The organism is Curtobacterium sp. NPDC087080, assembly GCF_044745105.1.
Taxonomy (GTDB): domain Bacteria; phylum Actinomycetota; class Actinomycetes; order Actinomycetales; family Microbacteriaceae; genus Curtobacterium.
Genome location: NZ_JBIUZP010000003.1, coordinates 90993 through 113094 on the forward strand (window position 1 = coordinate 90993; position 22102 = coordinate 113094).

Sequence of the window (22102 nt, forward strand, 5' to 3'; positions counted from 1 at the left end):
GGAACAACGCGTGAAGATCCTCGTCACCGGAGGAGCCGGCTTCATCGGCTCGAACTTCGTCCGCCGTACGCTGCAGGACGCCTACCCCGGTCTGGAGGGCGCCGACGTCGTGGTCTACGACGCGCTCACCTACTCGGGCAACCTCGAGAACCTCGCGCCCGTCGCGGACTCCCCCCGCTACTCCTTCGTGCAGGGCGACATCACCGACGCCGCGAAGCTCGACGAGGTCGTCCCCGGCGTCGACGCGATCGTGCACTTCGCCGCCGAGTCCCACGTCGACCGTTCGGTCCGCGACTCCGGCATCTTCGTCGAGACGAACGTCGTCGGGACGCAGCGCCTGCTCGACGCCGCGCTCCGCCACGGCACGGAGCGCTTCGTGCACGTGTCCACCGACGAGGTCTACGGCTCCATCAGCGAGGGCTCGTGGGCCGAGGACCGCCCGCTCGAGCCGAACTCGCCGTACTCGGCGTCGAAGGCCGGCAGCGACCTACTCGCGCGCAGCTACCACCGGACGCACGGACTGAACCTCTCGATCACGCGCTGCTCGAACAACTACGGGCCGTACCACTTCCCCGAGAAGGTCATCCCGCTGTTCGTCACGAACCTGATCGACGACCGGCACGTCCCGCTGTACGGCGAGGGCAACAACATCCGCGACTGGCTGCACGTCGACGACCACACACGCGGCATCGCGATGGTGCTCGTCGGGGGCCGCGCGGGCGAGATCTACAACATCGGCGGCGGCACCGAGCTCACGAACAAGGAGCTCACCGGCATGCTGCTCGAGGCCACCGGCAAGGACTGGTCGTACGTCGACCGCGTCCAGGACCGCCTCGGCCACGACCTGCGGTACTCCGTGGACATCTCGAAGATCCAGGCCGAGCTCGGCTACGAGCCGCAGGTCCCGTTCGAGCAGGGCCTGGCCGACGTCGTGCAGTGGTACCGCGACAACCGCGCCTGGTGGGAGCCCCTCAAGGAGCGCGCGGCCCTCGCATGACCCGCTACCTGATCACCGGCGCGGCCGGCATGCTCGGCCAGGACCTCCAGCAGGCCCTCGCCGGTCGTGACGTCACCGCGCTCTCCCGTGCCGAGCTGGACATCACCGACCCGGAGACGGTCGCCGCGGCCGTCGCCGGTCACGACGTCGTCATCAACGCCGCCGCGTACACGAAGGTGGACGACGCCGAGTCCCACGAGGACGACGCGTACGCCGTGAACGCCCGCGGCCCCGAGGTGCTGGCCACCGCGACCGTCGCCGCGGGCGCGAAGCTCGTGCACGTGTCGACCGACTACGTCTTCGACGGCAACGGCACCTCGCCGTACGCCGAGGACGAGCCGACCGACCCGATCGGGGCCTACGGTCGCACGAAGGCGGCCGGCGAGGACGCGGTCCGACGGATCGCGCCGGACTCGTCGTACATCGTGCGGGCCGCGTGGCTCTACGGCGCCGGTGGCCCCAACTTCGCGAAGACGATGATCCGGCTCGCCGGGTCGCACGACACCGTCAGCGTGGTCACGGACCAGGTCGGTCAGCCGACGTGGACGGGCGACCTCGCCCGACAGATCGTCGCGATGCTCGACGCCGACGCACCGGCCGGCACCTACCACGGCACGAACGCCGGGCAAGGGTCGTGGCTCGACTTCACGAAGGCGATCTACACCGAGGTCGGGCTCGACCCGGAGCGCGTCCTGCCGACGGACAGCTCGGCGTTCGTCCGTCCTGCTCCGCGTCCGGCGTACAGCGTGCTCGGGCACGACGCCTGGCTGCGCGCCGGCATCGCGCCGATGCGCGACTGGCGCGAAGCGCTCCACGCGGCGGCGGAGGCCGGTGTCCTCGACGCCTGAGCCGACCGACGGTGGGACCCCCGGACGTCGCGGTCGGGTCCTCACGGCGGTGAAGTGGAGCGCGGCCGCACTCGCGGTCGCGCTCCTCGTCGTGGGGGTCGTGCAGCAGTGGGACGCGATCGTCCGTGACGTCGCCACACTCTCGGTCGGGACCGTCGCGACCGGTCTCGTCGCGACCTTCGTCGCCCTGGTGGCGAACATGGCGTCGTGGCGGGCGATGACCGCGGCGACGGGGACGCGTCTGCCCGTGTCGGCGTCGGCGTCGGTGTTCTTCGTCGGGCAGCTGGGCAAGTACCTGCCCGGCGGGGTGTGGTCGATCGCGGCGCAGGCGGAGCTGGGCCGCGCCCACGGCCTCCCCCGCGCGACGAGCGCGGTCGCCGCACTCGCGTCGATGCTCGTCAGCATGGTCACGGCCGCCCTGGTGGGCATCGTCGGTCTGCTCGTCGGGGCGCCCGACGGGCTCGCCACGTTCTGGTGGCTGGCACTCGTCGCGGCGGTCGGCCTCGTCACGGTGGCGCCGCCGGTGCTCGCGCGGCTGATCGTCCTCGCGATGCGCCTGCTCCGTCGTCCGCCGCAGGTCGTCGCACTCACCTGGAGCGGGACCCTCGCGTCGGTGGGCTGGTCGGCGGCGATGTGGCTCGCCTACGGGGTGCAGGCGACGACCGTCCTGCGCGCGTTCGGGGCGCACGGACCGTCGGTGCCGCCGCTCGCGACCGCTGCCTACGCCGTCGCCTGGCTGGTGGGGTTCCTGGTCGTCATCGCCCCGGCCGGCCTCGGAGCCCGGGAGGGCGTCCTGGTCCTGCTCCTCGGACCCGTCGCCGGCGTGCCCGGCGCCCTGGCCCTCGCGGTCGTCAGTCGCGCGATGATGACCCTCGGTGACGTCGTCCTCGCCGCCGTCGGAGGAGCGCTGGCGGTCCGGCACCGTCGCCGCGGCGGACGCGGCGGCGCAGCGGGATCTCCCGAGCGCCCCTGGTAGTGTCGCGCCGGTACTGCGCGCAGTGCCGCCCCACCGACCCGAGGAGCCCCACCGCATGACCACTCTCCGCGTCGTCGTGGACCAGGTGATCGCGCCGGTCCCGGGTGGGATCGGCCGCTACGCGGAGGAGCTCACGCGGAAGCTCGTCGAGACGGCTCCCGCCGGCTGTGACGTCGAGGGCATCGTGTCCGCCGCCCCGCGCGCCGACGTCGACCGCCTGCGCACGCTCCTCCCGGGGCTCGCCGGCATCGAGCGGCTCGCCCTGCCCCGGCGCGAACTCGCCGTGGCCTGGCAGGGCGGCCTCGCCCACGGCGCCTCGCGCGGCATGGTGCACGCGCCGAGCGTGCTCGCGCCCCTCGTGAAGCACGACCGGTTCCAGGAGCCGGGCCGGCAGACGGTCGTCACGGTGCACGACACCGTCCCGTGGACCCACCCCGAGACCCTGACGCCGCGCGGCGTGCACTTCCACCGGGCGATGGTGAAGCGTGCGTGGAAGCACGCCGATGCCGTCGTCGTCCCCACGCACGCCGTCGCAGCGCAGCTCGACGAGATCCACCACTTCGGCGACCGGCTGCGGGTCATCGGCGGCGCCCCGACCGGACGCCTGCGCGTCCCCGTCGACGCCGACCTCCGTGCCGAGCGCCTGGGTCTCCCGCCGCGCTACGTCCTCGCCGTGGGCACCTTCGAACCACGCAAGGGCCTCCGCCAGCTCATCGAGGCGATGGCGCACCCCGACGCGCCGCGTGACGTCCCGCTGGTCATCGCCGGGCCGGACGGCTGGGGCGACGTCGACGTCCACGCGATCGCCGAACGCGCCGGGCTCGCCGCCGACCGGGTCAAGGTGCTCGGTCGCGTCGACGACGCCGACCTCGCGGTCGTGTACGACCGGGCGACGGTGTTCGTCTTCCCGAGCCTCGCCGAGGGGTTCGGCCTGCCGGTGATCGAGGCGATGAGCTTCGGCACCCCCGTGATCCACTCGGACGACGCCGCGGTCAGCGAGGTCGCGGCGGACGCCGGTGTCGTCGTCGCGCGCGACCGGCCGGAGTCGTACCCCGAGCGGCTCGCGCAGGCGATCTACCAGGTTACCGCGGACCCGCTGCTCGCGGGGCAGCTCGCCGTCGCCGGGCCCGACCGCGCCCGCATGTTCGACTGGCACGACTCGGCGCTCGAGACCTGGCAGCTGCACGCCGACCTCTGAGCCACAGCAGCAACACTCGCCCGGACGGTCACGGCTGGGCATCGATGCGCCGACCCACCGCCCCGCGCGCGACGCGGCCCCGGCACGACTGTCATCATCGAGCCATGTCACGTCGTCCCGCTCCGGTCCTGACCGCATCGATCGTCCTCGCCGTCGGCCTGGCGACCACCCTGGCGGCGTGCTCCGGCGACGGCGCCGGCCCGGACGCCTCCCGTTCCCCGTCCGGAGCGTCGTCGAGCAGCAGCGCGAGCGGTGGCGACGGCGCCGCTCCGACGGACGACGGCACCGCGAGCGGTACCGGCAACGGCAGCGGCGTCGACCACCCTGACCACGTCGACTTCGAGAAGGTCGCCGCGCAGGGCGTCGCGGCGGCCGGCGGTGGCACGGTCGTCTCGATCGCCGGGTCCGGCGACTCGTGGACGGTCGTCGTCGCCGGACCGGACGGCTCCCAGACGCAGTCCGTGGTCTCGGCGACACTCGACCGCGTGACCTCCGGCCCGTTCCCGAAGCAGGTGGACGCGGCGACCCAGGCCGCCACGACCGCGCGTGCCGCCGCGCTGCAGACCACCGCGGCGAGTGCCGTCGCCGCGGCGACGGCGGCGGTCGGAGGCGGGGAGCTCGCGTCCCTCGTCCTCGACGGCACGGCCACCGCACCGACGTGGGCCGCCACGGTCACGACCGCGGACGGCACGCGGTCCGTCTCGGTCGACGGGATCACCGGCGTCGCGACCCCCGCCTGAGACGAACCGGGCCCGACCCCCGGCCGACGCACGAGGTGTCCCGAGCCTCGACCTCCGGCCCGGGCGCGCGGGCCCGGCGGTCGCCGTCAGACCTGCTCGCGGAGCGCCGCGGCCTTCCGCTCGACGACGCGCTCGAGTCCGGCGGCGTACTCCGCGAGGCGTGCGGCGACGTCCGGCTCCGACGAGCCGATGATCCGCGCCGCGAGCAGTCCCGCGTTCGCGGCCCCGTTGATCGCCATCGTCGCCACCGGGACACCCGCGGGCATCTGCACGATCGAGAGCAGCGAGTCGAGGCCGTCCAGTCGTGCGAGCTGCACGGGCACGCCGATGACGGGGAGGGTCGTCATCGAGGCGACCATGCCGGGCAGGTGTGCGGCTCCGCCGGCGCCGGCGATGACGACGCGGATCCCGCGGCCGGCCGCGGCGCGGGCGTAGCGCACCATCTTGTCCGGGGTGCGGTGCGCCGAGACCACGTCGGCCTCGAACGGGACGGCGAGCTCGGCGAGGGTGTCCGCCGCTGCCCGCATGGTGGGCCAGTCGGAGTCCGACCCCATGATGATCGAGACGAGCGGGGAGGGCGCGGTGGTGTCGGTCACGACACGAGGCTAGCCGAGCCCAGCGGACGCGATGCGTGCGCACCGCGCGCCACCGGACGGGAGGCTCGACCCGCTCCGACCGTGCGGGTCACCCCGCGCGGTTCCAGCGGCTCGTCCGCGCGTCAGTCGTCGAAGTGGGCGGCCGCTGCACGCGCCCGGTACACGACGTCGTCGACGTCGTCCCCGGTGACCGTCACGTGCCCGACCTTGCGGCCGGGTCGTGGGGACTTGCCGTAGAAGTGCAGCTTCGCGTCGGGGAAGGCCGCGAGCGCGCCGGGGTACCGGGCGGCGAGGTCGCCGTCGGCAGGTCCCCCGAGCACGTTCACCATCACCGCGACCGGGTCGTGCGACCCGGTCGCCCCGAGCGGCAGGTCGAGCACCGCCCGGAGGTGCTGCTCGAACTGGCTCGTCGTCGCGCCGTCGATCGTCCAGTGGCCGGTGTTGTGCGGCCGCATCGCGAGCTCGTTCACGAGGATGCGCTCGTCGGCGGTCTGGAACAGCTCGACGGCGAGCACCCCGGTGACACCGAGCTCCTCCGCGATGCGCACCGCGAGCGACTCCGCCGCGTCGGCGAGCCGGCCGGCGCTCGCGGGTGCCGGGGCGATGACCTCGGCGCAGACGCCGTCGCGCTGGACGGTCTCGACGAGCGGCCAGGCGACGATCTCCCCGGAGGGGCGACGCGCGACCGACTGGGCGAGCTCGCGGGTGAAGGGCACGAGCTCCTCGACGAGGAGCGCCTGGTCGGAGCCGGACTCGGCGATCGCCACGAACCAGTCGTCGACGTCCGAGGCGTCGGCGACCACTCGGACGCCCTTGCCGTCGTAGCCGCCGCGGGCGGTCTTGACGACGGCTCGCCCGCCGTGGTCGGCGAGGAAGGCACGGAGTTCCTCCGCGTGGTGCACGGCGGCCCAGTCCGGCACCGGCAGCCCGAGGTCGCTGAGGCGCTGCCGCATGACGATCTTGTCCTGGGCGACCGCGAGTGCCTCGGGTCCCGGGTGCACGGCGATCCCGGCCTCGACGAGACCCCGCAGGACGTCCTGTGGCACGTGCTCGTGGTCGAAGGTGACCGCATCCACCCCGCGGGCGAAGGCGAGGACCGTGTCGAGGTCGTGGTAGTCGCCCTCGGCGGTGGCGGCGATGGCCGCCGACATGCCCGGGCCCTCGGCGAGGACGCGGATGTCGAGACCGAGCTCGACAGCAGCGGGGACCATCATCCGGGCGAGCTGTCCGCCGCCGACGACTCCGACACGCAAGGCCATGCTGTGTGTTCCTTCCGCCGCTCCCACCGGTCGGTGAGAGCACGTTGTCTACAATGGAGGTTCTGCCGGTCGCCGACCGGCGCCTGCCGGGGTCCGCCCGGCCACCCACAACTCTACGGATCTTGGAGACGACGTGCGGCGACTCATCGCGCAGCTGGCCCGCTTCGGAGTCGTCGGAGCCGTCGGCTTCGTCGTCGACTTCAGCGTGTTCAACCTGCTGCGCGCCACCGTGCTGTCCCCCGACGAGGTGCACTCGGGGCCCTTCTGGGCGAAGGTGATCTCGACGGTGCTCGCCATCGCCGTGAACTGGTTGGGCAACCGGTACTGGACGTTCCGCCACCAGCGTCGGTCGGTCGCCGCGCGGGAGGGCGTGGAGTTCCTCGTCGTCTCGCTGGGTGGCATGGCCATCTCGCTCGGCTGCCTCGGGATCTCCCACTACGTGCTCGGCTTCACGTCGGCGTTCGCGGACAACGTGTCCGGCAACGTGATCGGGCTCCTGCTCGGCACCGCCTTCCGCTTCTGGCTCTACAAGGTGTGGGTGTACCACCCCGACCGGGTGCAGCAGGAGGCCGAGCGCACGGTCGTCACCGAGGACGCCCGGCTCCCGCACGAGGTCTGAACCGCCGCCGCGCAGGCCACCGGGGCACGGTGTCGTCCGTAGGATGGCTCGATGCGCCTCCGACCGACCGCCGAGCCCGCTGAGGACCCCGCCGGAGGCGACGCCCCCGGCCAGGACGGTGCGCCGCACCGGCGGTCGAGGCTCCTCGTCCTCGCATCGACCTTCCCCGCCCGGCCCGACGACGGCGTGCCCGCGTTCGTGCTCGACCTCGCGCGGCACGAGGCCGAGGAGTTCGACACCGTCGTCCTCACGCCCCGGGTGCCCGGTGCCGCCGCCGACGAGGTCGTCGACGGGGTCCGGGTGGTGCGCTACCCGTACTTCCCCCGACGGTTCGAGGACCTCGCCGACGGGGCGATCCTCGACAACCTCCGGGCCCGCCGCAGCCGCGTGCTGCAGGTCCCGGCCCTGCTCGTGGCGCAGTACCTGGCGGTCCGACGCGCGGTCCGGGCGGGTCGACCCGACGTCGTGCACGCCCACTGGGCCGTCCCGCAGGCCCTGGTCGCGACCCTCGCCGCGCCCCGGGTGCCGATGGTCGTCACCACGCACGGCGGCGACGTCTACGCCCTGCGCGCCGCACCCCTGGTGCGCCTGAAGCGCTGGGTGCTGCGACGTGCGGCGCACGTGACGACGGTCAACGGCGAGATGCGCGAGCGGCTCACCCGGTGGGGTGTCCCCGAGGCCGGGACGAGCGTCGTGCCGATGGGCGTCGAGACCGGGCCGGCCGCAGCCGCCCGGGCACGGACCGCACGGGTGCCGGGACGGGTGGTGGCCGTCGGTCGGCTCGTCGAGAAGAAGGGCTTCGCGGTCCTCCTCGACGCGCTGCGACGCATCGACGACGTCGCGTGGGAGCTGGTCGTCGTCGGTGACGGCCCGCTCCGCGCCGGACTGGAGCGGCGGGCCGCAGGACTGCCGGTGACCTTCGTCGGTCAGCGCGGGAAGGACGAGGTCCTCGACGCACTGGCGTCCGCCGAGGTGGTCGTGGTGCCGTCCGTCCCCGCGTCGAACGGCGACCAGGAGGGGCTCCCCGTGACGCTCCTCGAGGCCGCCGCCGTCGGGGCCACCGTCGTCGCGAGCGACATGCCGGGGATCCGCGACGTCGTGCAGGACGACGTCTCCGGTCTCCTCGTGCCGCCCGGCGACGTCGACGCGCTGGTCTCGGCGCTCCGGCGCGCCCTCACCGACCGGGACGGGCGGGAGCGGTGGCAGACCCGGGCCGGGCGGGTCGCGGAGTCCTACACCGGTGACCGCATCGGCGAACGGTACCGGGCGGTGCTGCGGGCCGCGGCGGGGCAGCGCACCGACTGACCGCGCGCGGGCCCGGTCAGCGAGCGACCGCGCCGATCACCGCCCCATGCCGCGCACGGTGAACCCGGCGGCGGTCCACGCGTCGCGGTCGAGGCAGTTCCGGCCGTCGAGCACGACGGGTGCGGCGACCAGGTCGGCGACGACCCGCGGGTCGAGCTCGCGGAACTCGGCCCACTCGGTCAGCACGAGCACGAGGTCGGCGTCACGCAGCGCCTCGGCGGCGGAGTCGACGGTCGCGACCTCCGGGCGAACCCGGGCTGCGGTGTGGTTCGCGGCGGGGTCGTACGCCAGCACCGTCGCCCCGAGCTCGACGAGGCGTGCGGCGATGTCGAGCGCCGGTGAGTCGCGGACGTCGTCCGAGTTCGGCTTGAACGCGAGACCGAGCACGGCCACGCGGCGCCCCGCGACGGAGCCGCCCAGCAGCTCCCCGGCGAGGGTCGCCACGTGGGCGCGACGCCGCAGGTTGATCGCATCGACCTCGGCGAGGAACCCGAGTGACCGTCCGACGCCCAGCTCGTCGGCACGCGCCTGGAACGCGCGGATGTCCTTCGGCAGGCACCCGCCGCCGAACCCGAGGCCGGCGTTCAGGAACTTCCGGCCGATCCGGTCGTCGTACCCGATCGCGTCGGCGAGCGCCGTGACGTCCGCCCCGGCGACCTCGGCGATCTCCGCCATCGCGTTGATGAACGAGATCTTCGTCGCGAGGAACGCGTTCGCACTGATCTTCACGAGCTCCGCCGTGGCCAGGTCGACCACCAGGCGGGGCGTCCCCGCGGCGAGCGCCTGCGCGTAGACCTCGTCGAGCGCGGCGACGGCACGCTGGCCCGCGTCGCCGTCCGGGACGCCGTAGACGAAGCGGTCGGGCGAGACGGTGTCCTGCACGGCGAAGCCCTCGCGGAGGAACTCCGGGTTCCACACCAGGGTGGCACCGGGGACGGCGGCGCCGACCTCGGCGGCGAGGCGCGCAGCGGTGCCGACCGGGACGGTCGACTTGCCCACGACGAACGCACCGTCCGTCAGGTACGGCGTGAGCGAGGCGACGGCGGCGTCGACGTACCGCATGTCCGCGGCGCCGGTGGGACCCTGCGGGGTGCCGACCGCGAGGAAGTGCACGGTGGACCCGGCGACCTCGGCCATGTCCGTGGTGAAGCGGATGCGCCCGGAGGCGAGCGCCTCGGCGAGGGTCTCGGGCAGTCCGGGCTCGAAGAACGGGGCCTCGCCCGCGGCGAGCCGCTCGATCTTGACCGGGTCGACGTCGACCGCGACGACCTCGTGTCCGAGCTTGGCCATGGAGGCGGCGTGCACGGCACCGAGGTACCCGCAGCCGATGACGGAGATGCGCACGGGACGACGCTACCCGACACCGTGGCCCGACCCTGCCGGGACACGGTGATCATGAGGTGAACTCGGCTCCGGTCAGTACCCGCCGACGATCTCGTCCCAGTCGGGCTCCCGGTGCCGACGCCGGGCCTCGTGCGCCTCGACGAGGTCGTGGAGCACGGCCACCACGAGGTCCGCGTGCGGCACGTCCCCGAGCACGACGGGCGTCTCCTCGCCGGGGAAGACGAGCACGTCCCCGGACCGCCACACGCCCTGCAGCCCGCGCCGGCGCACCGTCACGTCGTACCCCCGCGAGTGCAGGAGCTCCCGGCGCGTGCGCGTCCCGAGACCGTGCACCACGACGAGCCGCCGGGTGGTCACGACGTACCGCTCCGACATCCACCGCAGCAGCGGCACGAGCCCGCCGAGCACGACGAGGAGCACCGTCAGGCCGGCGACCACCGCGTTCAGCCAGGCGAGCTGCGCACGGAAGACACCGAAGCCGAACCCTCCGGCCAGGGCGACGAGCGCCACGAAGACCGCGGGGCGGACGAGCCGGCGCGCATGCGGTCGGAGCCGCGCGACGACGCGTTCGGGCGGCGGCTCGGCGGTCATGCCGTCATGCATACCGCAGGTGGGTGAGGTCCCCCACCGCGACGCCCCTGGATCGCCCGTCCCGATCCCGGATCGTGATGCGGCCGTCGTCGTCGATGCCCGTGGCGTCGACGACGTCGACGGTGCCGTCCGGCAGCACCAGACGGACGCGGCGACCGATCGTGCCGCAGGCCGCGCGGACGCGGGACCGGACCGCCCCGGTACCGGGACCTCCCGCGACCAACGCGCGCACCGCCTCCAGGACGGCCGCGGACCAGTCGGCCAGGACCGCGTCGGCCAGCGTGACGGCGTCGTCGCGTGCGCCCGCGACCGCGAGCGACGTGGCGGTCGGCGTGGGCAGCGCATCGGCCGGGATCGTCAGGTTGACGCCGGCGCCGACGACGACGCTGCCGTCCGCCGCCACCTGGCAGAGGATGCCGCACACCTTGCGCCCGTCGACCAGCACGTCGTTCGGCCACTTCACGAGGACGCGCGGCTCCGTCGGGGACGTCGCGTCGGCCTCCGGACGGGAGGCGCGACCCGGCTCGTCGACGTCCGCCAGCACCGCGGACACCGCGTCGCGCATCGCGGTGCCGGCCACCAGGGGCAGCCACCCGCGGTCGCGGTCGTCCAGGTCGGCGCGCAGGAGCAGGCTCACCGCGAGGGTCTGCCCGGCGGGCGCGCTCCAGGACCGGTCGAGCCGCCCACGCCCGGCCGTCTGGTCGAGCGTGGCCACGACGCTGCCGTGCGCCCGACCGGGCGCGGCGGCCAGCAGGTCGGCGTTCGTGGAACCGGTGCGCTCGACGTGGTCGAACAGCCCGCCCGCGGCCTCGACGACGGCGCGGGCACGCGGCAGGACCGACGGGACGGGTGTGGACATGCACGCAAATCTACGGGCAGGAACCGTGGGGGTCCTCCAACCGGCCCCGTCCCGCCCGCCGGTAGGGTGAGCGGGTGACCACAGGAGACACCCCCGACCTCTCGACCACGGCCGGTCGCCTCGCGGACCTGCGCGACCGCTACCACGAGGCCGTGACCGCCGCGGGCGAGGCCGCCATCGCCAAGCAGCACGCGAAGGGCAAGGGCACCGCCCGCGAGCGCATCGAGCAGCTCCTCGACGAGAACTCCTTCGTCGAGTTCGACGAGTTCGTCCGCCACCGCACCACCTCGTTCGGCATGGACGCCAAGCGCCCCTACGGTGACGCCGTGGTGACCGGCGTCGGCACGATCCACGGCCGCAACGTCGCGGTCTACGCGCAGGACTTCACCGTCTTCGGCGGATCGCTCGGCGAGGTCGCCGGCGAGAAGATCGTCAAGGTCATGCAGCACGCGCTGAAGACCGGCGTCCCGATCATCGGCATCCTCGACTCCGGCGGCGCCCGCATCCAGGAGGGCGTCGTCGCCCTGGGCAAGTACGGCGAGATCTTCCGCCTCAACACGCAGGCGTCCGGGGTCATCCCGCAGATCTCCATCGTGATGGGTCCGGCCGCCGGCGGTGCGGTGTACTCCCCCGCCCTCACCGACTTCGTGATCATGGTCGACAAGACGAGTCACATGTTCGTCACCGGCCCGGACGTCATCAAGACCGTCACCGGCGAGGACGTCGGCTTCGAGGAGCTCGGCGGGGCCCAGACGCACAACGCCGTGTCGGGTGTCGCGCACTACCTGGCCGAGGACGAGACCGACGCGCTCGACTACGCACGATCGCTCGTCGGGTTCCTGCCGGACAACAACCTCTCCGACCCGCCCGCGTACGACGTCGCGCCGGAGCTCGAGACGACCGACGCCGACCACGAGCTCGACGTCGTCATCCCCGACTCGACGAACCAGCCGTACGACGTCACGACGATCGTCGAGCACATCGTCGACGACGGCGAGTTCCTCGAGGTCCAGCCGCTCTTCGCGCCGAACATCATGATCGGCTTCGGCCGGGTCGAGGGCCGCACGGTCGGCATCATCGCGAACCAGCCGCAGGCGATGGCCGGGACGCTGAACATCGACGCCGGCGAGAAGGCCGCGCGCTTCGTGCGGTTCTGCGACGCGTTCGGCATCCCGATCCTGACGCTCGTGGACGTCCCCGGGTACCTGCCCGGCACCGACCAGGAGTGGACCGGTGTGATCCGCCGCGGCGCCAAGCTGCTGTACGCGTACGCCGAGGCGACCGTGCCGCTCGTCACCGTCATCACGCGGAAGGCCTACGGCGGCGCGTACATCGTGATGGGGTCGAAGCAGCTCGGCGCCGACATCAACCTGGCGTGGCCGACTGCCGAGATCGCCGTCATGGGCGGCCAGGGTGCCGTCAACATCCTGTACCGCGCCGAGATCAAGCGTGCTGAGGAGGCGGGCGAGGACGTCGCCGCGGTCCGCACCCGGCTCGCGAACGAGTACACCTACAACGTGGCGTCGCCGTACCTGGCGGCCGAGCGCGGCGAGCTCGACGGCATCATCCAGCCGCACGCGACGCGCGTCTCCGTCATCAAGGCGCTGCGGGCGCTCCGGGGCAAGCGTGCCTCGCTGCCGCCGAAGAAGCACGGGAACATCCCGCTCTGATGGGCAGGCACGCAGCACACGTCCCCGCGGACGCCACCGTCACCGCGGAGGCCACCGTCCCTGTCGCGGCCGACGTCCGCGTCGTCTCCGGCGACCCGTCCCCCGAGGAGCTCGCAGCCGTCGTCGCCGTCCTCCAGCGGCAGGCGGACGAGGCCGCTGCGCTCGGCCGGGCCGAGGTCACCGACTCGCCGCGAGCCGGCTGGGACGCGTCCGCCCGGGGCCTCCGTCGTCCGCTCGACCACGGTCGTGGCGCCTGGAGCCGGTCGCTGCGCTGACCACCGCGTCGTGTGCGCGGACCAGCGCGCGCACCTGAGACCCCCGCCGTCCACCGGCGGGGGTCTCGTGCATCCGGGGGTACCGGCGGCGCCGTGTACCCCTGTCGCCCTGCACACCGCCGACCTCGCCGCCCGGTTGCACGGTGCACTTCCCGGTCGGTCTCCCCTCCATCGGGGGACAAGGCCGGTGCGGAACGGCCGGTCGTTCGTGATTTGTCCCCCATAATGACGACTGACACGGGCCCGCAGTGCGGGCATAGTTGTTCGTGTTCGGTGTCCTTCACAGAAGAACATCGTTGGTCGGTGGCCGACTAGGGTACGACGCCTCCGACCAGCTGCGAGCCAGGGCGACATTCGGGTTGTCGCTCAGGCTCGGGTCGTGAACGGGCCGGCCCCTCGGGACCGGCCCGTTCCCCGTTTCCGGACTGACTCGGCTCGGCTCGGCTCGGCTCGCGAGCGTCCTCAGACCGCCGCGCGGCGCGGGATCTCGGTCCAGAGCACCACGGAGTCGTCCTCGTCGTCATCGTCGTCGGTACCGGCACCGAGTGCCGCGGACTCGCTCGCCGCGGTGTCCAGCCGCAGCCCGACGATCGTGACCGCGGCGTCCGACCCCTCGCCCACCGTGCGCACGATGACGTTGTCGGCATCCCGGGCACGGCGCAGCGCGTCTGCGATCTCGGCGTGCACGCGGCGGAGGTCGTCCATCTCGAGGTCGTCGAGACCGCCGTCGTCGTGCAGCTGCACCGTGGCGCCTCGACGCCGCAGGCGCATGACCTCGTCGCGCACGTCGTCCGACAGCAGCGCCCGACCGCGGATCTCGTCGCGGATCGCCTGCTCGAGGTGCAGGCACTCCGCGCGCTCGGCGTCGGTCAGGTCCCCGTCCTGCTCGATGACCCGCTGGAGCATCGGCAGCGCCATCCTCGTGGTCTGGCTCAGGCGGAACTGCCGCTCGAACACGTGCGCGTCCTGGGCAGCCTGCCAGTCCGCGGTCTCCTGCTCGGCGCGGAGGAACTCCTGGGTGGTCCGGGTCGCCCGGGCCATCGCCACGGCGAAGCCGGTGGCGACCGCGACCCACGTCAGGTTGCCGACGAGGCCCAGCTCCCCGAACGCGCCGGGCCCGGCCCAGGCGACGCCGAAGAGCGTGACGAACGCCACGCCGACCCACGCGAAGGCTCGGCGTCCGCGGACGACGAGCACGACCATGAGCGTGCCGATCGCAGCGATCCACCAGGTGGTCGAGTCGTTCTTGTCCGCGAGGTCGACCACGGGTGCTGCGATGACCGGCATGACGAGCGCCGTCGCGAGGCAGAAACACGCGGCCCAGATCGGCAGCGTGCGGCCTGGCAGGAAGATCGCGACGGCGCTGGCGGCTGCGTAGAGCGCCATGCAGGTGAGCACGGGACCGACCTCGCGGACCACCCCGAAGGACGCCACGCCGAGCACGAGGTGGAAGAGCGAGAAGAGCGCGGCGAGCCCGATCGCGATGCCGGCCGGCAGCGAGACCCTCATGCGCGCTCCTCCGGGTGCCACTCGAGCCGGATCCGTGTCCCCGCCCCGGGGTTGCTCGCGACCACCGCCGTGCCGCCCACGGCCTGCACGCGCTCGATGATCGACCGACGGACGCCGAGCCGTGCGGCCGGGACGGCGCCGAGGTCGAAGCCGGCGCCGTCGTCGCCGACCTCGACGTGCACGGCGCCCCCGCGCTGCTCGACCCGGACCCACCGGTCGACCTCCGGCCCTCCGGCGTGCTGCACGCTGTTGACCGAGGCCTGCAGCGCCGCCGAGGCCAGTGCGTCCGCCACCGTCGCGGGGAGCCTCATGCCCCCGACCGGCGCATCACGGAGGTGCACCGGGGCCGCGAGCGCGCCGACCGCCGCGGTGATCCGACCACGGAGGTCGTGCACCGTCACCGGCGGGGCCTCCCCCGGCACGTCGGCCGCGGCGGCACCGAGGTGGTCGATGGCGTTGCGGGCCATGCGTGCGGCGAGGGCCTTCGCCTCGGGCGTCTCCGCCCGCGCGGCCGAGAGCAGCGTCGTCAGGACGCTGTCGTGCACGATCGCGTCCACCTGCACCCGCTCGACCTCGGTCGCGTGCTCACGGATCGCGAGCGAGTAGCGCCGGACCGCCGTGGCCTGTGCCGTGTCCACGGACGCGGCCGCCCGGCGGAGGAGCACCGCGATGACGAGGACCGCACCGCTGAGGATCGCCGTGTAGACGCCCTGGAGCACCGCGCTGGCACCGGCGTCACCACCGGCCGGGGTGAGCCGCACGACGACGTACACGGCGGGCACGAGCGCGGTGTAGACGGTCGCGCGCCACGGGGCGAACCCCATCGCCGCCGCCGTCGACCCCACGGTGAGGAACCACCACGGCCAGGGGTACTGGTCGTCCGGAATGTCCTCGCGGACGGTGAGCGGCCAGGTGACGAGCACGACGAGGAGCAGCAACGCGCACACGATCTGGGCGACCTGCGCCCAGCGCTGCGCGAACGCGGACACCCCGACCGCGACGAACGAGGCGCCGAGGGCCACCGCCGCGACCGGTCCCCACACCGGGTCGAGGTACGGCAGCTGTCCGACGACCTGCGGTGCGTAGACGGCACCGTAGGCGACCGCGGCGATCGCGATGAGGACCGCGAAGAGCCGTTCGACCGACGCCTGCGTGATCGTCGGACGCACCCCGCGCAGGGGGTCGGCACCGAACGGTGCCGGCTCGGCCGGGATCGCGCCGTCCGCCGGTCGCGCCGCTCCGGCTGCTCCCGCCGGGGCCCCTGCCGACCGCGCCGGCCCGGCCGTGGTGGCCATCCCGGTCAGCGGCCGTCGGTGTCGGGGTCGATGCCCGAGTCGAGCCCGGGCAGGATGCCGTCCTCGACCGCACGGCGGAGCAGGTCGACCTTGGTCGGCGCGGGACGGCCCACCTCGACGTACTTCACGCGGATGCGGTCGAGGTACTCGCGCGCCGTCGAGTACCCGATGCCGAGCTGCTGGGCCGCGAGCTTGAGCGGCAGGCCCGAGGCGTACAGGTGCAGGATCTCGCGTTCACGGCGACCGAGCTGCGCCTTGGCGAAGTCCCGGTCGGCGTCGATCGCGCTCGCCCACTCGAGGTTGTTGAGGACGTCCCCGCGGGCGACGGTCGCGACGGCGGCCATGACGGTCTTCGTGGCGGACGACTTCGGGATGACCCCGGCCGCCCCTGCGGCCAGTGCCTCGCGCACGCTCGCGACGCGGTCGGCGATCGAGTGGACGAGGACCGCGGAACCGGTGCCCTGCACACCCTTCACGTTCGCGGTCACGGTCGATCCGTCGCCGAGCGACAGGTCGAGCACGACGACGTCGACCTCGCGCCCGCCGAGCTGCGCGACGTACTCGGGCACGCTCGCGGCGGTGAGCACCACCTCGAACCCCTCGTTCTGGCACGCCGCCTGGATGCCGAGCCGCACGGACTCGTGGTCGTCGACGATCGCGACGCGGACGGGCCTGGTGGCCAGTCCGGTCGCTCCGCTGCTGGTGTTCGTGTCTGCTGCCACGGTGGCCTCTCGTTCCGATGCACGCCCGGCCCCTGTCGCCGGGAGCGATCACCGACCAAGGATACCCAGGTCGGACCCAGACTCGGAGTTGTGGGACACCGCGTCACACTGCGGCCTCGGGGTCAGGCGATCGGCACCAGGCGCGCGACCGCCTCGAGGTGGTGGGTGTGCGGGAACAGGTCGAACGCCCGCAGTGCCTCGAGCCGGTACCCGAGGTCGGCGAACGTCGCCACGTCGCGCGCCAGGGCGACCGGGTCACACGCGACGTACACGACCTGGGCGGGCTGGAGCGCCGCGACCTGCACGACGACCTCGCGCCCGGCACCGGAGCGCGGCGGGTCGAGCACGACGGTGCCGGCGCGGAAGCGCTGCAGTTCGGGTCGCGACGCGTCCGCGGCCGTCCGCGCGAGCCAGCGGTCCACCCGGCCGGTCTCGGCGCGCGCGCCGATCCACTCCGCCAGGTTCTCCTGCGCGTGCTCGGTGGCCCGGGGCGCGCTCTCGACGCTGGTGATGCGGGCCTTCGGGCCGACGACGTCCCCGAGCGCCGCAGCGAGCAGTCCGACGCCGCCGTACAGGTCGAGGTGCTGCCCCTCCGGGTCGAGGCGGTCACGGTCGACCAGGTCCTGCACCGCCGCGGTGAGCACGGCCGGGGCCTGGCGGTGCACCTGCCAGAAGCCGTTGTCGTCGACGGTGAACGAGCGCTCCCCCACGAGCTCGGTCACGACGGTGGGCTTCTGCTCGTCGATCACGAGCCGGGCCCCCTCGGCGCCGCTCGGTGCGAGGACGTCGACGACCGACGCACCCGGCATCGCACCGCGTCCGAGCGGCGCGCTCTCCTGCACCCGCGCGGCGGCGAGCGGGAGCGAGGTCACCGGCACGACCGTGTGGGAGCGCGAGGCGAACGGGCCCGCCGTGCCGTCCTCGTCGACGTGCAGCCGGACACGCGTGCGCCAGCCGAGGCCGTTCGCCTCGTCGTCGCCGGGAGCGGCCTCGACCACGACGTCGTGCCCGAGGACCTCGGTCAGGTCGGTGCGGGCGAAGCGGGAGAACGCGTCGACCAGGACGTCGTGCTTGAGCGTGCGCTGGTGCGGCAGGGCGATGTGCCCGAACTCCGCCCCGCCGGCGCGCACCGCGGGGTCGCGGTCGAGGGCGGCCTCCGGCCAGACGTGGTCGACGCGGTGCTCGCTCGGCGTCACGACGGACACCGTGTCGGCGCGCCAGAACGACTTCTTCCGGTCCTCGGTCACGCGCGCCACGACGCGCTCGCCCGGCACCGCATCCGAGACGAAGACCACGCGCCCCTCGTGCCGTGCCACCGAGATGCCGCCGTGGGCGATCCCGGTGACGTCGAGTTCGAGCAGCGTTCCGACGGATTCACCCATGGTTCGATGTTCCCATGCGTCTGTACCTCGCGAGTACCTCCCCCGCCCGCCGCGCACTCCTGGCGCAGACCGGCATCGAGCCGGTGCTCGTCGCACCGGGGGTGGACGAGGACGCTGCGGTCGCCGCCGCGCGGGCCGAGCTCGGTCGCGACCTCACCGGCCCCGAGCTGGTCGGACTCCTCGCGGTCGCCAAGGCGGACGCGGTCGCCGACGCCCGGGTCGCCGGCTCCGCGGTCGACGGCTTCGTGTTCGGCGGCGACTCCGCCTTCGAGGTCGACGGGGTCCTGCACGGCAAGCCGCACGACCCGGAGGTGGCGAAGGAGCGGTGGCGTCAGATGCTCGCCGCGGGCGGCGGAACGCTGTGGAGCGGCCACTGCGTCGTGGACCGGCGGCTGGACCGCGGACCGGCCGACGCCGTCGACGCGGGTGGGGGCCGGTCGGGAGGCGCGGGCCGGACCGGCACCGTGCCTCCCGTCCGGCGGGTGGCCGCGTCGGGCGGCGGGCCGCTCGGCACCGCCGGCCACCTGGGCGACGTCGCGCCCGGCGGGTCCACGCTGGTCGCCGCCGGCGACCACGTCGTGGCGGTGGACAGCGCGGTGCTGACCTTCGCCGAGGACGTGTCCGCCGACGAGATCGACGCCTACGTGGCGACGGGCGAGCCGCTCGAGGTCGCTGGGGCCTTCACGATCGACGGGCGGGCCGCCGCCTACATCACCCGGATCGACGGCGCACCGTCGGCCGTGGTCGGGCTGTCCCTGCCGGTGCTGCGGTCGATGCTGCTCCGCGGCTTCGGTGTCGCCTGGCACGATCTGTGGGAACTGTAGACATCCACACTGCTCGGCGCGGTTTCTTTGTACGTGCCGGTCAAAACCGGCCGCCGCTGCACGAATACGCTGACGTACCATGCCCCGTATCAGCAAGGTCCTCATCGCGAACCGCGGCGAGATCGCCGTCCGCATCATCCGCGCGGCTCGCGACGCTGGCAAGGCCTCGGTCGCGGTGTACGCCGACCAGGACCGCGACGCCCTCCACGCCCGCCTCGCCGACGAGGCCTACGCGCTGAACGGCACCACGAGCGCCGACACCTACCTCGTGATCGACAAGATCATCTCGGTCGCCCGCCGGTCCGGCGCTGACGCCGTGCACCCCGGCTACGGGTTCCTCGCCGAGAACGCCGACTTCGCCCGTGCCGTCATCGACGCCGGGCTCACCTGGATCGGCCCCTCGCCGGAGTCGATCGAGCAGCTCGGCGACAAGGTCTCCGCGCGCCACGTGGCCGAGAAGGTCGGCGCGCCGCTCGCGCCGGGCACCATCGAGCCCGTCGCGGACGCTGCCGAGGTCATCGCGTTCGCGGACGAGGTCGGTCTGCCGGTCGCCATCAAGGCGGCCTTCGGCGGCGGCGGCCGTGGCCTGAAGGTCGCACGGACGCGCGACGAGGTCGCCTCGCAGTTCGAGTCGGCGACGCGCGAGGCCATCGCCGCGTTCGGTCGCGGTGAGTGCTTCGTCGAGAAGTACCTCGACAAGCCGCGCCACGTCGAGACCCAGTGCCTGGCCGACGAGCACGGCAACGTCGTCATCGTCTCCACCCGCGACTGCTCGCTGCAGCGTCGCCACCAGAAGCTCGTCGAGGAAGCTCCGGCGCCGTACCTGACGCCCGAGCAGCAGACGCGCCTGTACGAGTCGTCGAAGGCGATCCTCCGCGAGGTCGGCTACGTCGGCGCCGGCACGTGCGAGTTCCTCATCGGCGCGGACGGCACGGTCTCGTTCCTCGAGGTGAACACCCGCCTGCAGGTCGAGCACTGCGTCTCGGAAGAGGTCACGGGCATCGACCTCGTCCGCGAGCAGTTCCGGATCGCCGAGGGCGGCACGCTCGACTACGAGGACCCCACCCCGCGCGGCCACTCGTTCGAGTTCCGCATCAACGGCGAGGACCCGGGCCGCAACTTCTTCCCGGCGCCCGGTCCGGTCCACGCCTTCACCGCTCCCTCGGGCCCCGGCGTCCGCGTCGACTCCGGCGTCGTGTCCGGTGACGTCGTCTCCGGCTCGTTCGACTCGATGCTCGCCAAGCTCGTCGTCACCGGTGCCACCCGCGAAGAGGCGCTCGAACGTTCCCGTCGTGCCCTCGCCGAGTTCGAGGTCACCGGTCTGCCGACCGTGCTGCCCTTCCACCGCGCGGTCGTGTCGGACCCCGCGTTCGCGACGGACGACGAGACGCCGTTCAGCGTGTACACGCAGTGGATCGAGACCGACTTCCAGAACGACATCCCCGCCTGGAGCGGCTCTCCCGAGGAGCTCCCCGCACCGGCAGCGCGCGACAGCGTCGTCGTCGAGGTCCAGGGCAAGCGCATCGAGGTCACCATGCCCTCGATCGTCGGCGGTGGCGCCGCGGGTGCCGCGGGTCGCCGTCCGGCCGGCCCCTCCGCTCCCCCGAAGCGTCGCTCGTCGGGCGTCCGCGGCGGCCTGGCCTCGTCGGGCTCGGTGACGTCGCCGATGCAGGCCACGGTCGTGAAGCTCGCGGTCGCCGAGGGTGACACCGTGGTGAAGGGCGACCTGCTCGTCGTCCTCGAGGCCATGAAGATGGAGCAGCCCGTCCAGGCCCCGCGCGACGGTGTCGTGACCGGCCTGAACGCTCCCGTCGGCCAGACGATCTCGTCCGGCCACGTGCTGCTCGAGCTCGCGTAGCGCGGGGCCGTGCGGCGCGGCGCTACGCGGCACGCGCCGGCGCCCGCACAACCGAAAGCACCTCGCACCACGCGATTCCGTGGCGCGAGGTGCTTTCGGTTGTGCTGCGGCACATCGCGCCGTGCATCGTCCACGGGAGGCGTGCTCATCGGACGGTCGTGAAGCGGCGCCGCGTGGTCGGCACGCCCAACGCCAGCAGGACCGAGCGCAGCCGTCCGGTGTCGTCGGTCTCGGCGACGCTGACCCGGCCGAACGCCCGGACGTCGGGGTGGCGACGAAGACGGTCTTCTCGTTGCTTCTCCGCGACGAGGACGTCTGCGGCAGTCATGCCCGCGGCGCGCATCGACGGATCGGCGTACTTCACCCGACCGTCGAACTCGAGGACCACGCCCTGATCCGGGAACCAGAAGTCGACGAAGCCGACCGTGCCGGAGTCGTCACGGAACTCGTGCTGCAGCAACGGCGTCGGCGCCCCCACCTCGTCGAGCGCCACCCGAGCGACGGACTCCCCCGGTGACCCGGAGCGTCCGTCGGCGAGATCGAGGGCACGCTCGGCCCTCGCTCGGAACTGCACGGCGGCACTCGCGTCGAGCGCAGCGCGGAGCTCGTCGGGACTGCACCCACGTGCGAGCGCCCGGTCGATCGCCGGCACGCTCGTGCGGAGCGGACAGGTCAGCGCGAGGTCGACCGCCGTGCTCGCCAGATCGGTCAGGGCCCGCCCGTTGGCGACCATGAACGACGTCCGGAGCGTCCGCCCGAGGCCGGCCCGCTTGTGCACGGAACGCAGCGACTGGCCGGTCGACCGCAGCGGGTCGATGACCTCGACCGTCGCCGGGAACTCGCCGGGCCACGGCAGCCCGTGCAGTGCCGCGGCGGAAGCGTGCGAGACCACCAGCCGCGGTGCGAGACGGTCGTGCACCGCCTTGACCCGCGCGATGTGCCGCTCCCCCGGAGTCGCGCGTCGCCACTCGTCCGCAGCGACGAACCTGCCCGGCGTCAGTCGTACGAGCTCTCCGCGCAGGGCGCGATCGCGGTGGTCTCGCCCGCGCCGCCCGGTCTCGTCCGCGCCGCCACCGACCAGGACTTCCAACGTCGCCATGGGCCGAGCGTGACGTGCGCGCAGACCGGCCACGAGCCTCCCGGTAGAACCTGTGAACAGTACGCGCTCGTCCCCGCTCTGTGCAGGAGGACCGGTCGCCCATCGGGCCCGCACTCGACATCGGTCCCGAGACACC

General features: G+C 73.5%; 21 protein-coding genes. 11 read left to right on the forward strand and 10 right to left on the reverse strand.

Annotated features, from left to right (window positions below; genetic code table 11):
• The first annotated feature begins 10 nt into the window (after positions 1–10).
• The 5 genes from rfbB to ACIPEQ_RS08680 all read left to right on the forward strand — a co-directional run bounded on the left by rfbB (position 11) and on the right by ACIPEQ_RS08680 (position 4759).
• A complete protein-coding gene (gene rfbB, locus ACIPEQ_RS08660) occupies positions 11–997 on the forward strand; it encodes a dTDP-glucose 4,6-dehydratase (protein ID WP_250367280.1) in 987 nt (328 codons plus the stop codon).
• Positions 994–1845 (forward strand): dTDP-4-dehydrorhamnose reductase, encoded by an 852-nt coding sequence (gene rfbD, locus ACIPEQ_RS08665; RefSeq protein ID WP_402462378.1) that lies wholly within the window; start codon positions 994–996, stop codon positions 1843–1845. The genes rfbB and rfbD overlap by 4 nt, the downstream gene beginning before the upstream one ends.
• A complete protein-coding gene (locus tag ACIPEQ_RS08670) occupies positions 1829–2821 on the forward strand; it encodes a YbhN family protein (RefSeq protein WP_402714857.1) in 993 nt (330 codons plus the stop codon). Before rfbD ends, ACIPEQ_RS08670 begins: the two co-directional genes overlap by 17 nt.
• Before the next feature lie 55 nt (positions 2822–2876).
• Positions 2877–4019 (forward strand): glycosyltransferase family 4 protein, encoded by a 1143-nt coding sequence (locus ACIPEQ_RS08675; protein WP_402462384.1) that lies wholly within the window; start codon positions 2877–2879, stop codon positions 4017–4019.
• A gap of 104 nt (positions 4020–4123) precedes the next feature.
• Positions 4124–4759 (forward strand): hypothetical protein, encoded by a 636-nt coding sequence (locus ACIPEQ_RS08680; protein WP_402462387.1) that lies wholly within the window; start codon positions 4124–4126, stop codon positions 4757–4759.
• 86 nt (positions 4760–4845) lie between these two features.
• On the opposite strand, the gene purE is transcribed toward ACIPEQ_RS08680, so the two are convergent.
• Positions 4846–5355 carry a 5-(carboxyamino)imidazole ribonucleotide mutase gene (gene purE / locus ACIPEQ_RS08685; RefSeq protein WP_402462390.1) on the reverse strand — a complete coding sequence of 170 codons (510 nt, stop codon included), beginning with the start codon at positions 5353–5355 and terminating at the stop codon, positions 4846–4848.
• A 122-nt stretch (positions 5356–5477) separates the two neighbouring features.
• Complete coding sequence (locus ACIPEQ_RS08690) at positions 5478–6614, reverse strand: 5-(carboxyamino)imidazole ribonucleotide synthase (protein ID WP_402462393.1); 1137 nt, start codon at positions 6612–6614, stop codon at positions 5478–5480.
• Between the two features lie 133 nt (positions 6615–6747).
• Here ACIPEQ_RS08690 and ACIPEQ_RS08695 point away from each other — a divergent pair, with 133 nt between their 5' ends.
• Together ACIPEQ_RS08695 and ACIPEQ_RS08700 are read left to right on the forward strand one after the other, a co-directional pair.
• On the forward strand, positions 6748–7233 hold the full coding sequence (locus ACIPEQ_RS08695; protein ID WP_126890678.1) for a GtrA family protein: 486 nt from the start codon (positions 6748–6750) through the stop codon (positions 7231–7233).
• Between the two features lie 51 nt (positions 7234–7284).
• A complete protein-coding gene (locus ACIPEQ_RS08700; RefSeq protein WP_402462397.1) occupies positions 7285–8538 on the forward strand; it encodes a glycosyltransferase in 1254 nt (417 codons plus the stop codon).
• 36 nt (positions 8539–8574) lie between these two features.
• Here ACIPEQ_RS08700 and ACIPEQ_RS08705 read toward each other — a convergent pair whose 3' ends face one another.
• The 3 genes from ACIPEQ_RS08705 to ACIPEQ_RS08715 form a co-directional block, all read right to left on the reverse strand.
• Positions 8575–9882: a UDP-glucose dehydrogenase family protein gene (locus tag ACIPEQ_RS08705; RefSeq protein ID WP_402714858.1), complete on the reverse strand. Its 1308-nt coding sequence runs from the start codon at positions 9880–9882 to the stop codon at positions 8575–8577.
• Positions 9883–9954: 72 nt separating this feature from the next.
• On the reverse strand, positions 9955–10473 hold the full coding sequence (locus tag ACIPEQ_RS08710; RefSeq protein WP_402462403.1) for a PH domain-containing protein: 519 nt from the start codon (positions 10471–10473) through the stop codon (positions 9955–9957).
• A gap of 4 nt (positions 10474–10477) precedes the next feature.
• Positions 10478–11332 carry a biotin--[acetyl-CoA-carboxylase] ligase gene (locus tag ACIPEQ_RS08715; protein WP_402462406.1) on the reverse strand — a complete coding sequence of 285 codons (855 nt, stop codon included), beginning with the start codon at positions 11330–11332 and terminating at the stop codon, positions 10478–10480.
• A gap of 74 nt (positions 11333–11406) precedes the next feature.
• On the opposite strand from ACIPEQ_RS08715, the gene ACIPEQ_RS08720 reads away from it, so the two are divergent.
• Together ACIPEQ_RS08720 and ACIPEQ_RS08725 are read left to right on the forward strand one after the other, a co-directional pair.
• The gene (locus tag ACIPEQ_RS08720; RefSeq protein ID WP_126890673.1) at positions 11407–13002 is read left to right on the forward strand and encodes an acyl-CoA carboxylase subunit beta; all 1596 of its coding nucleotides are present in this window, start codon (positions 11407–11409) and stop codon (positions 13000–13002) included.
• Positions 13002–13277, forward strand: a complete 276-nt coding sequence (locus tag ACIPEQ_RS08725) for an acyl-CoA carboxylase subunit epsilon (protein WP_402462409.1) — start codon at positions 13002–13004, stop codon at positions 13275–13277. Before ACIPEQ_RS08720 ends, ACIPEQ_RS08725 begins: the two co-directional genes overlap by 1 nt.
• A 462-nt stretch (positions 13278–13739) precedes the next feature.
• On the opposite strand, the gene ACIPEQ_RS08730 is transcribed toward ACIPEQ_RS08725, so the two are convergent.
• The 4 genes from ACIPEQ_RS08730 to ACIPEQ_RS08745 form a co-directional block, all read right to left on the reverse strand.
• A complete protein-coding gene (locus ACIPEQ_RS08730; RefSeq protein WP_402462412.1) occupies positions 13740–14786 on the reverse strand; it encodes a hypothetical protein in 1047 nt (348 codons plus the stop codon).
• The gene (locus ACIPEQ_RS08735) at positions 14783–16081 is read right to left on the reverse strand and encodes a sensor histidine kinase (protein ID WP_402714859.1); all 1299 of its coding nucleotides are present in this window, start codon (positions 16079–16081) and stop codon (positions 14783–14785) included. Before ACIPEQ_RS08735 ends, ACIPEQ_RS08730 begins: the two co-directional genes overlap by 4 nt.
• A gap of 5 nt (positions 16082–16086) precedes the next feature.
• Positions 16087–16803 carry a response regulator transcription factor gene (locus ACIPEQ_RS08740; protein WP_058728855.1) on the reverse strand — a complete coding sequence of 239 codons (717 nt, stop codon included), beginning with the start codon at positions 16801–16803 and terminating at the stop codon, positions 16087–16089.
• A gap of 122 nt (positions 16804–16925) precedes the next feature.
• Positions 16926–18185, reverse strand: coding sequence for a class I SAM-dependent RNA methyltransferase (locus tag ACIPEQ_RS08745; protein WP_402462420.1), 1260 nt, complete (start codon positions 18183–18185; stop codon positions 16926–16928).
• A 14-nt stretch (positions 18186–18199) separates the two neighbouring features.
• Here ACIPEQ_RS08745 and ACIPEQ_RS08750 point away from each other — a divergent pair, with 14 nt between their 5' ends.
• The gene (locus ACIPEQ_RS08750) at positions 18200–19009 is read left to right on the forward strand and encodes a Maf family protein (protein WP_402462423.1); all 810 of its coding nucleotides are present in this window, start codon (positions 18200–18202) and stop codon (positions 19007–19009) included.
• Positions 19010–19088: 79 nt separating this feature from the next.
• Entirely contained in the window at positions 19089–20867 is a 1779-nt protein-coding gene (locus tag ACIPEQ_RS08755) for a biotin carboxylase N-terminal domain-containing protein (RefSeq protein ID WP_250367293.1), read from the forward strand.
• Positions 20868–21012: 145 nt separating this feature from the next.
• Here the strand turns inward: ACIPEQ_RS08755 and ACIPEQ_RS08760 are convergent, their stop codons facing one another.
• Positions 21013–21966 (reverse strand): hypothetical protein, encoded by a 954-nt coding sequence (locus tag ACIPEQ_RS08760; protein ID WP_402462426.1) that lies wholly within the window; start codon positions 21964–21966, stop codon positions 21013–21015.
• Between the last annotated feature and the right edge of the window lie 136 nt (positions 21967–22102).

Coding starts and splice junctions, on each gene's coding strand:
- rfbD (WP_402462378.1), top strand. CDS start 994: ATGACCCGCTACCTGATCACCGGCGCGGCCGGCATGCTCGGCCAGGAC.
- ACIPEQ_RS08675 (WP_402462384.1), top strand. CDS start 2,877: ATGACCACTCTCCGCGTCGTCGTGGACCAGGTGATCGCGCCGGTCCCG.
- ACIPEQ_RS08680 (WP_402462387.1), top strand. CDS start 4,124: ATGTCACGTCGTCCCGCTCCGGTCCTGACCGCATCGATCGTCCTCGCC.
- ACIPEQ_RS08690 (WP_402462393.1), bottom strand. CDS start 6,614: ATGGCCTTGCGTGTCGGAGTCGTCGGCGGCGGACAGCTCGCCCGGATG.
- ACIPEQ_RS08700 (WP_402462397.1), top strand. CDS start 7,285: ATGCGCCTCCGACCGACCGCCGAGCCCGCTGAGGACCCCGCCGGAGGC.
- ACIPEQ_RS08710 (WP_402462403.1), bottom strand. CDS start 10,473: ATGACCGCCGAGCCGCCGCCCGAACGCGTCGTCGCGCGGCTCCGACCG.
- ACIPEQ_RS08715 (WP_402462406.1), bottom strand. CDS start 11,332: ATGTCCACACCCGTCCCGTCGGTCCTGCCGCGTGCCCGCGCCGTCGTC.
- ACIPEQ_RS08725 (WP_402462409.1), top strand. CDS start 13,002: ATGGGCAGGCACGCAGCACACGTCCCCGCGGACGCCACCGTCACCGCG.
- ACIPEQ_RS08730 (WP_402462412.1), bottom strand. CDS start 14,786: ATGAGGGTCTCGCTGCCGGCCGGCATCGCGATCGGGCTCGCCGCGCTC.
- ACIPEQ_RS08735 (WP_402714859.1), bottom strand. CDS start 16,081: ATGGCCACCACGGCCGGGCCGGCGCGGTCGGCAGGGGCCCCGGCGGGA.
- ACIPEQ_RS08745 (WP_402462420.1), bottom strand. CDS start 18,185: ATGGGTGAATCCGTCGGAACGCTGCTCGAACTCGACGTCACCGGGATC.
- ACIPEQ_RS08750 (WP_402462423.1), top strand. CDS start 18,200: ATGCGTCTGTACCTCGCGAGTACCTCCCCCGCCCGCCGCGCACTCCTG.
- ACIPEQ_RS08755 (WP_250367293.1), top strand. CDS start 19,089: ATGCCCCGTATCAGCAAGGTCCTCATCGCGAACCGCGGCGAGATCGCC.
- ACIPEQ_RS08760 (WP_402462426.1), bottom strand. CDS start 21,966: ATGGCGACGTTGGAAGTCCTGGTCGGTGGCGGCGCGGACGAGACCGGG.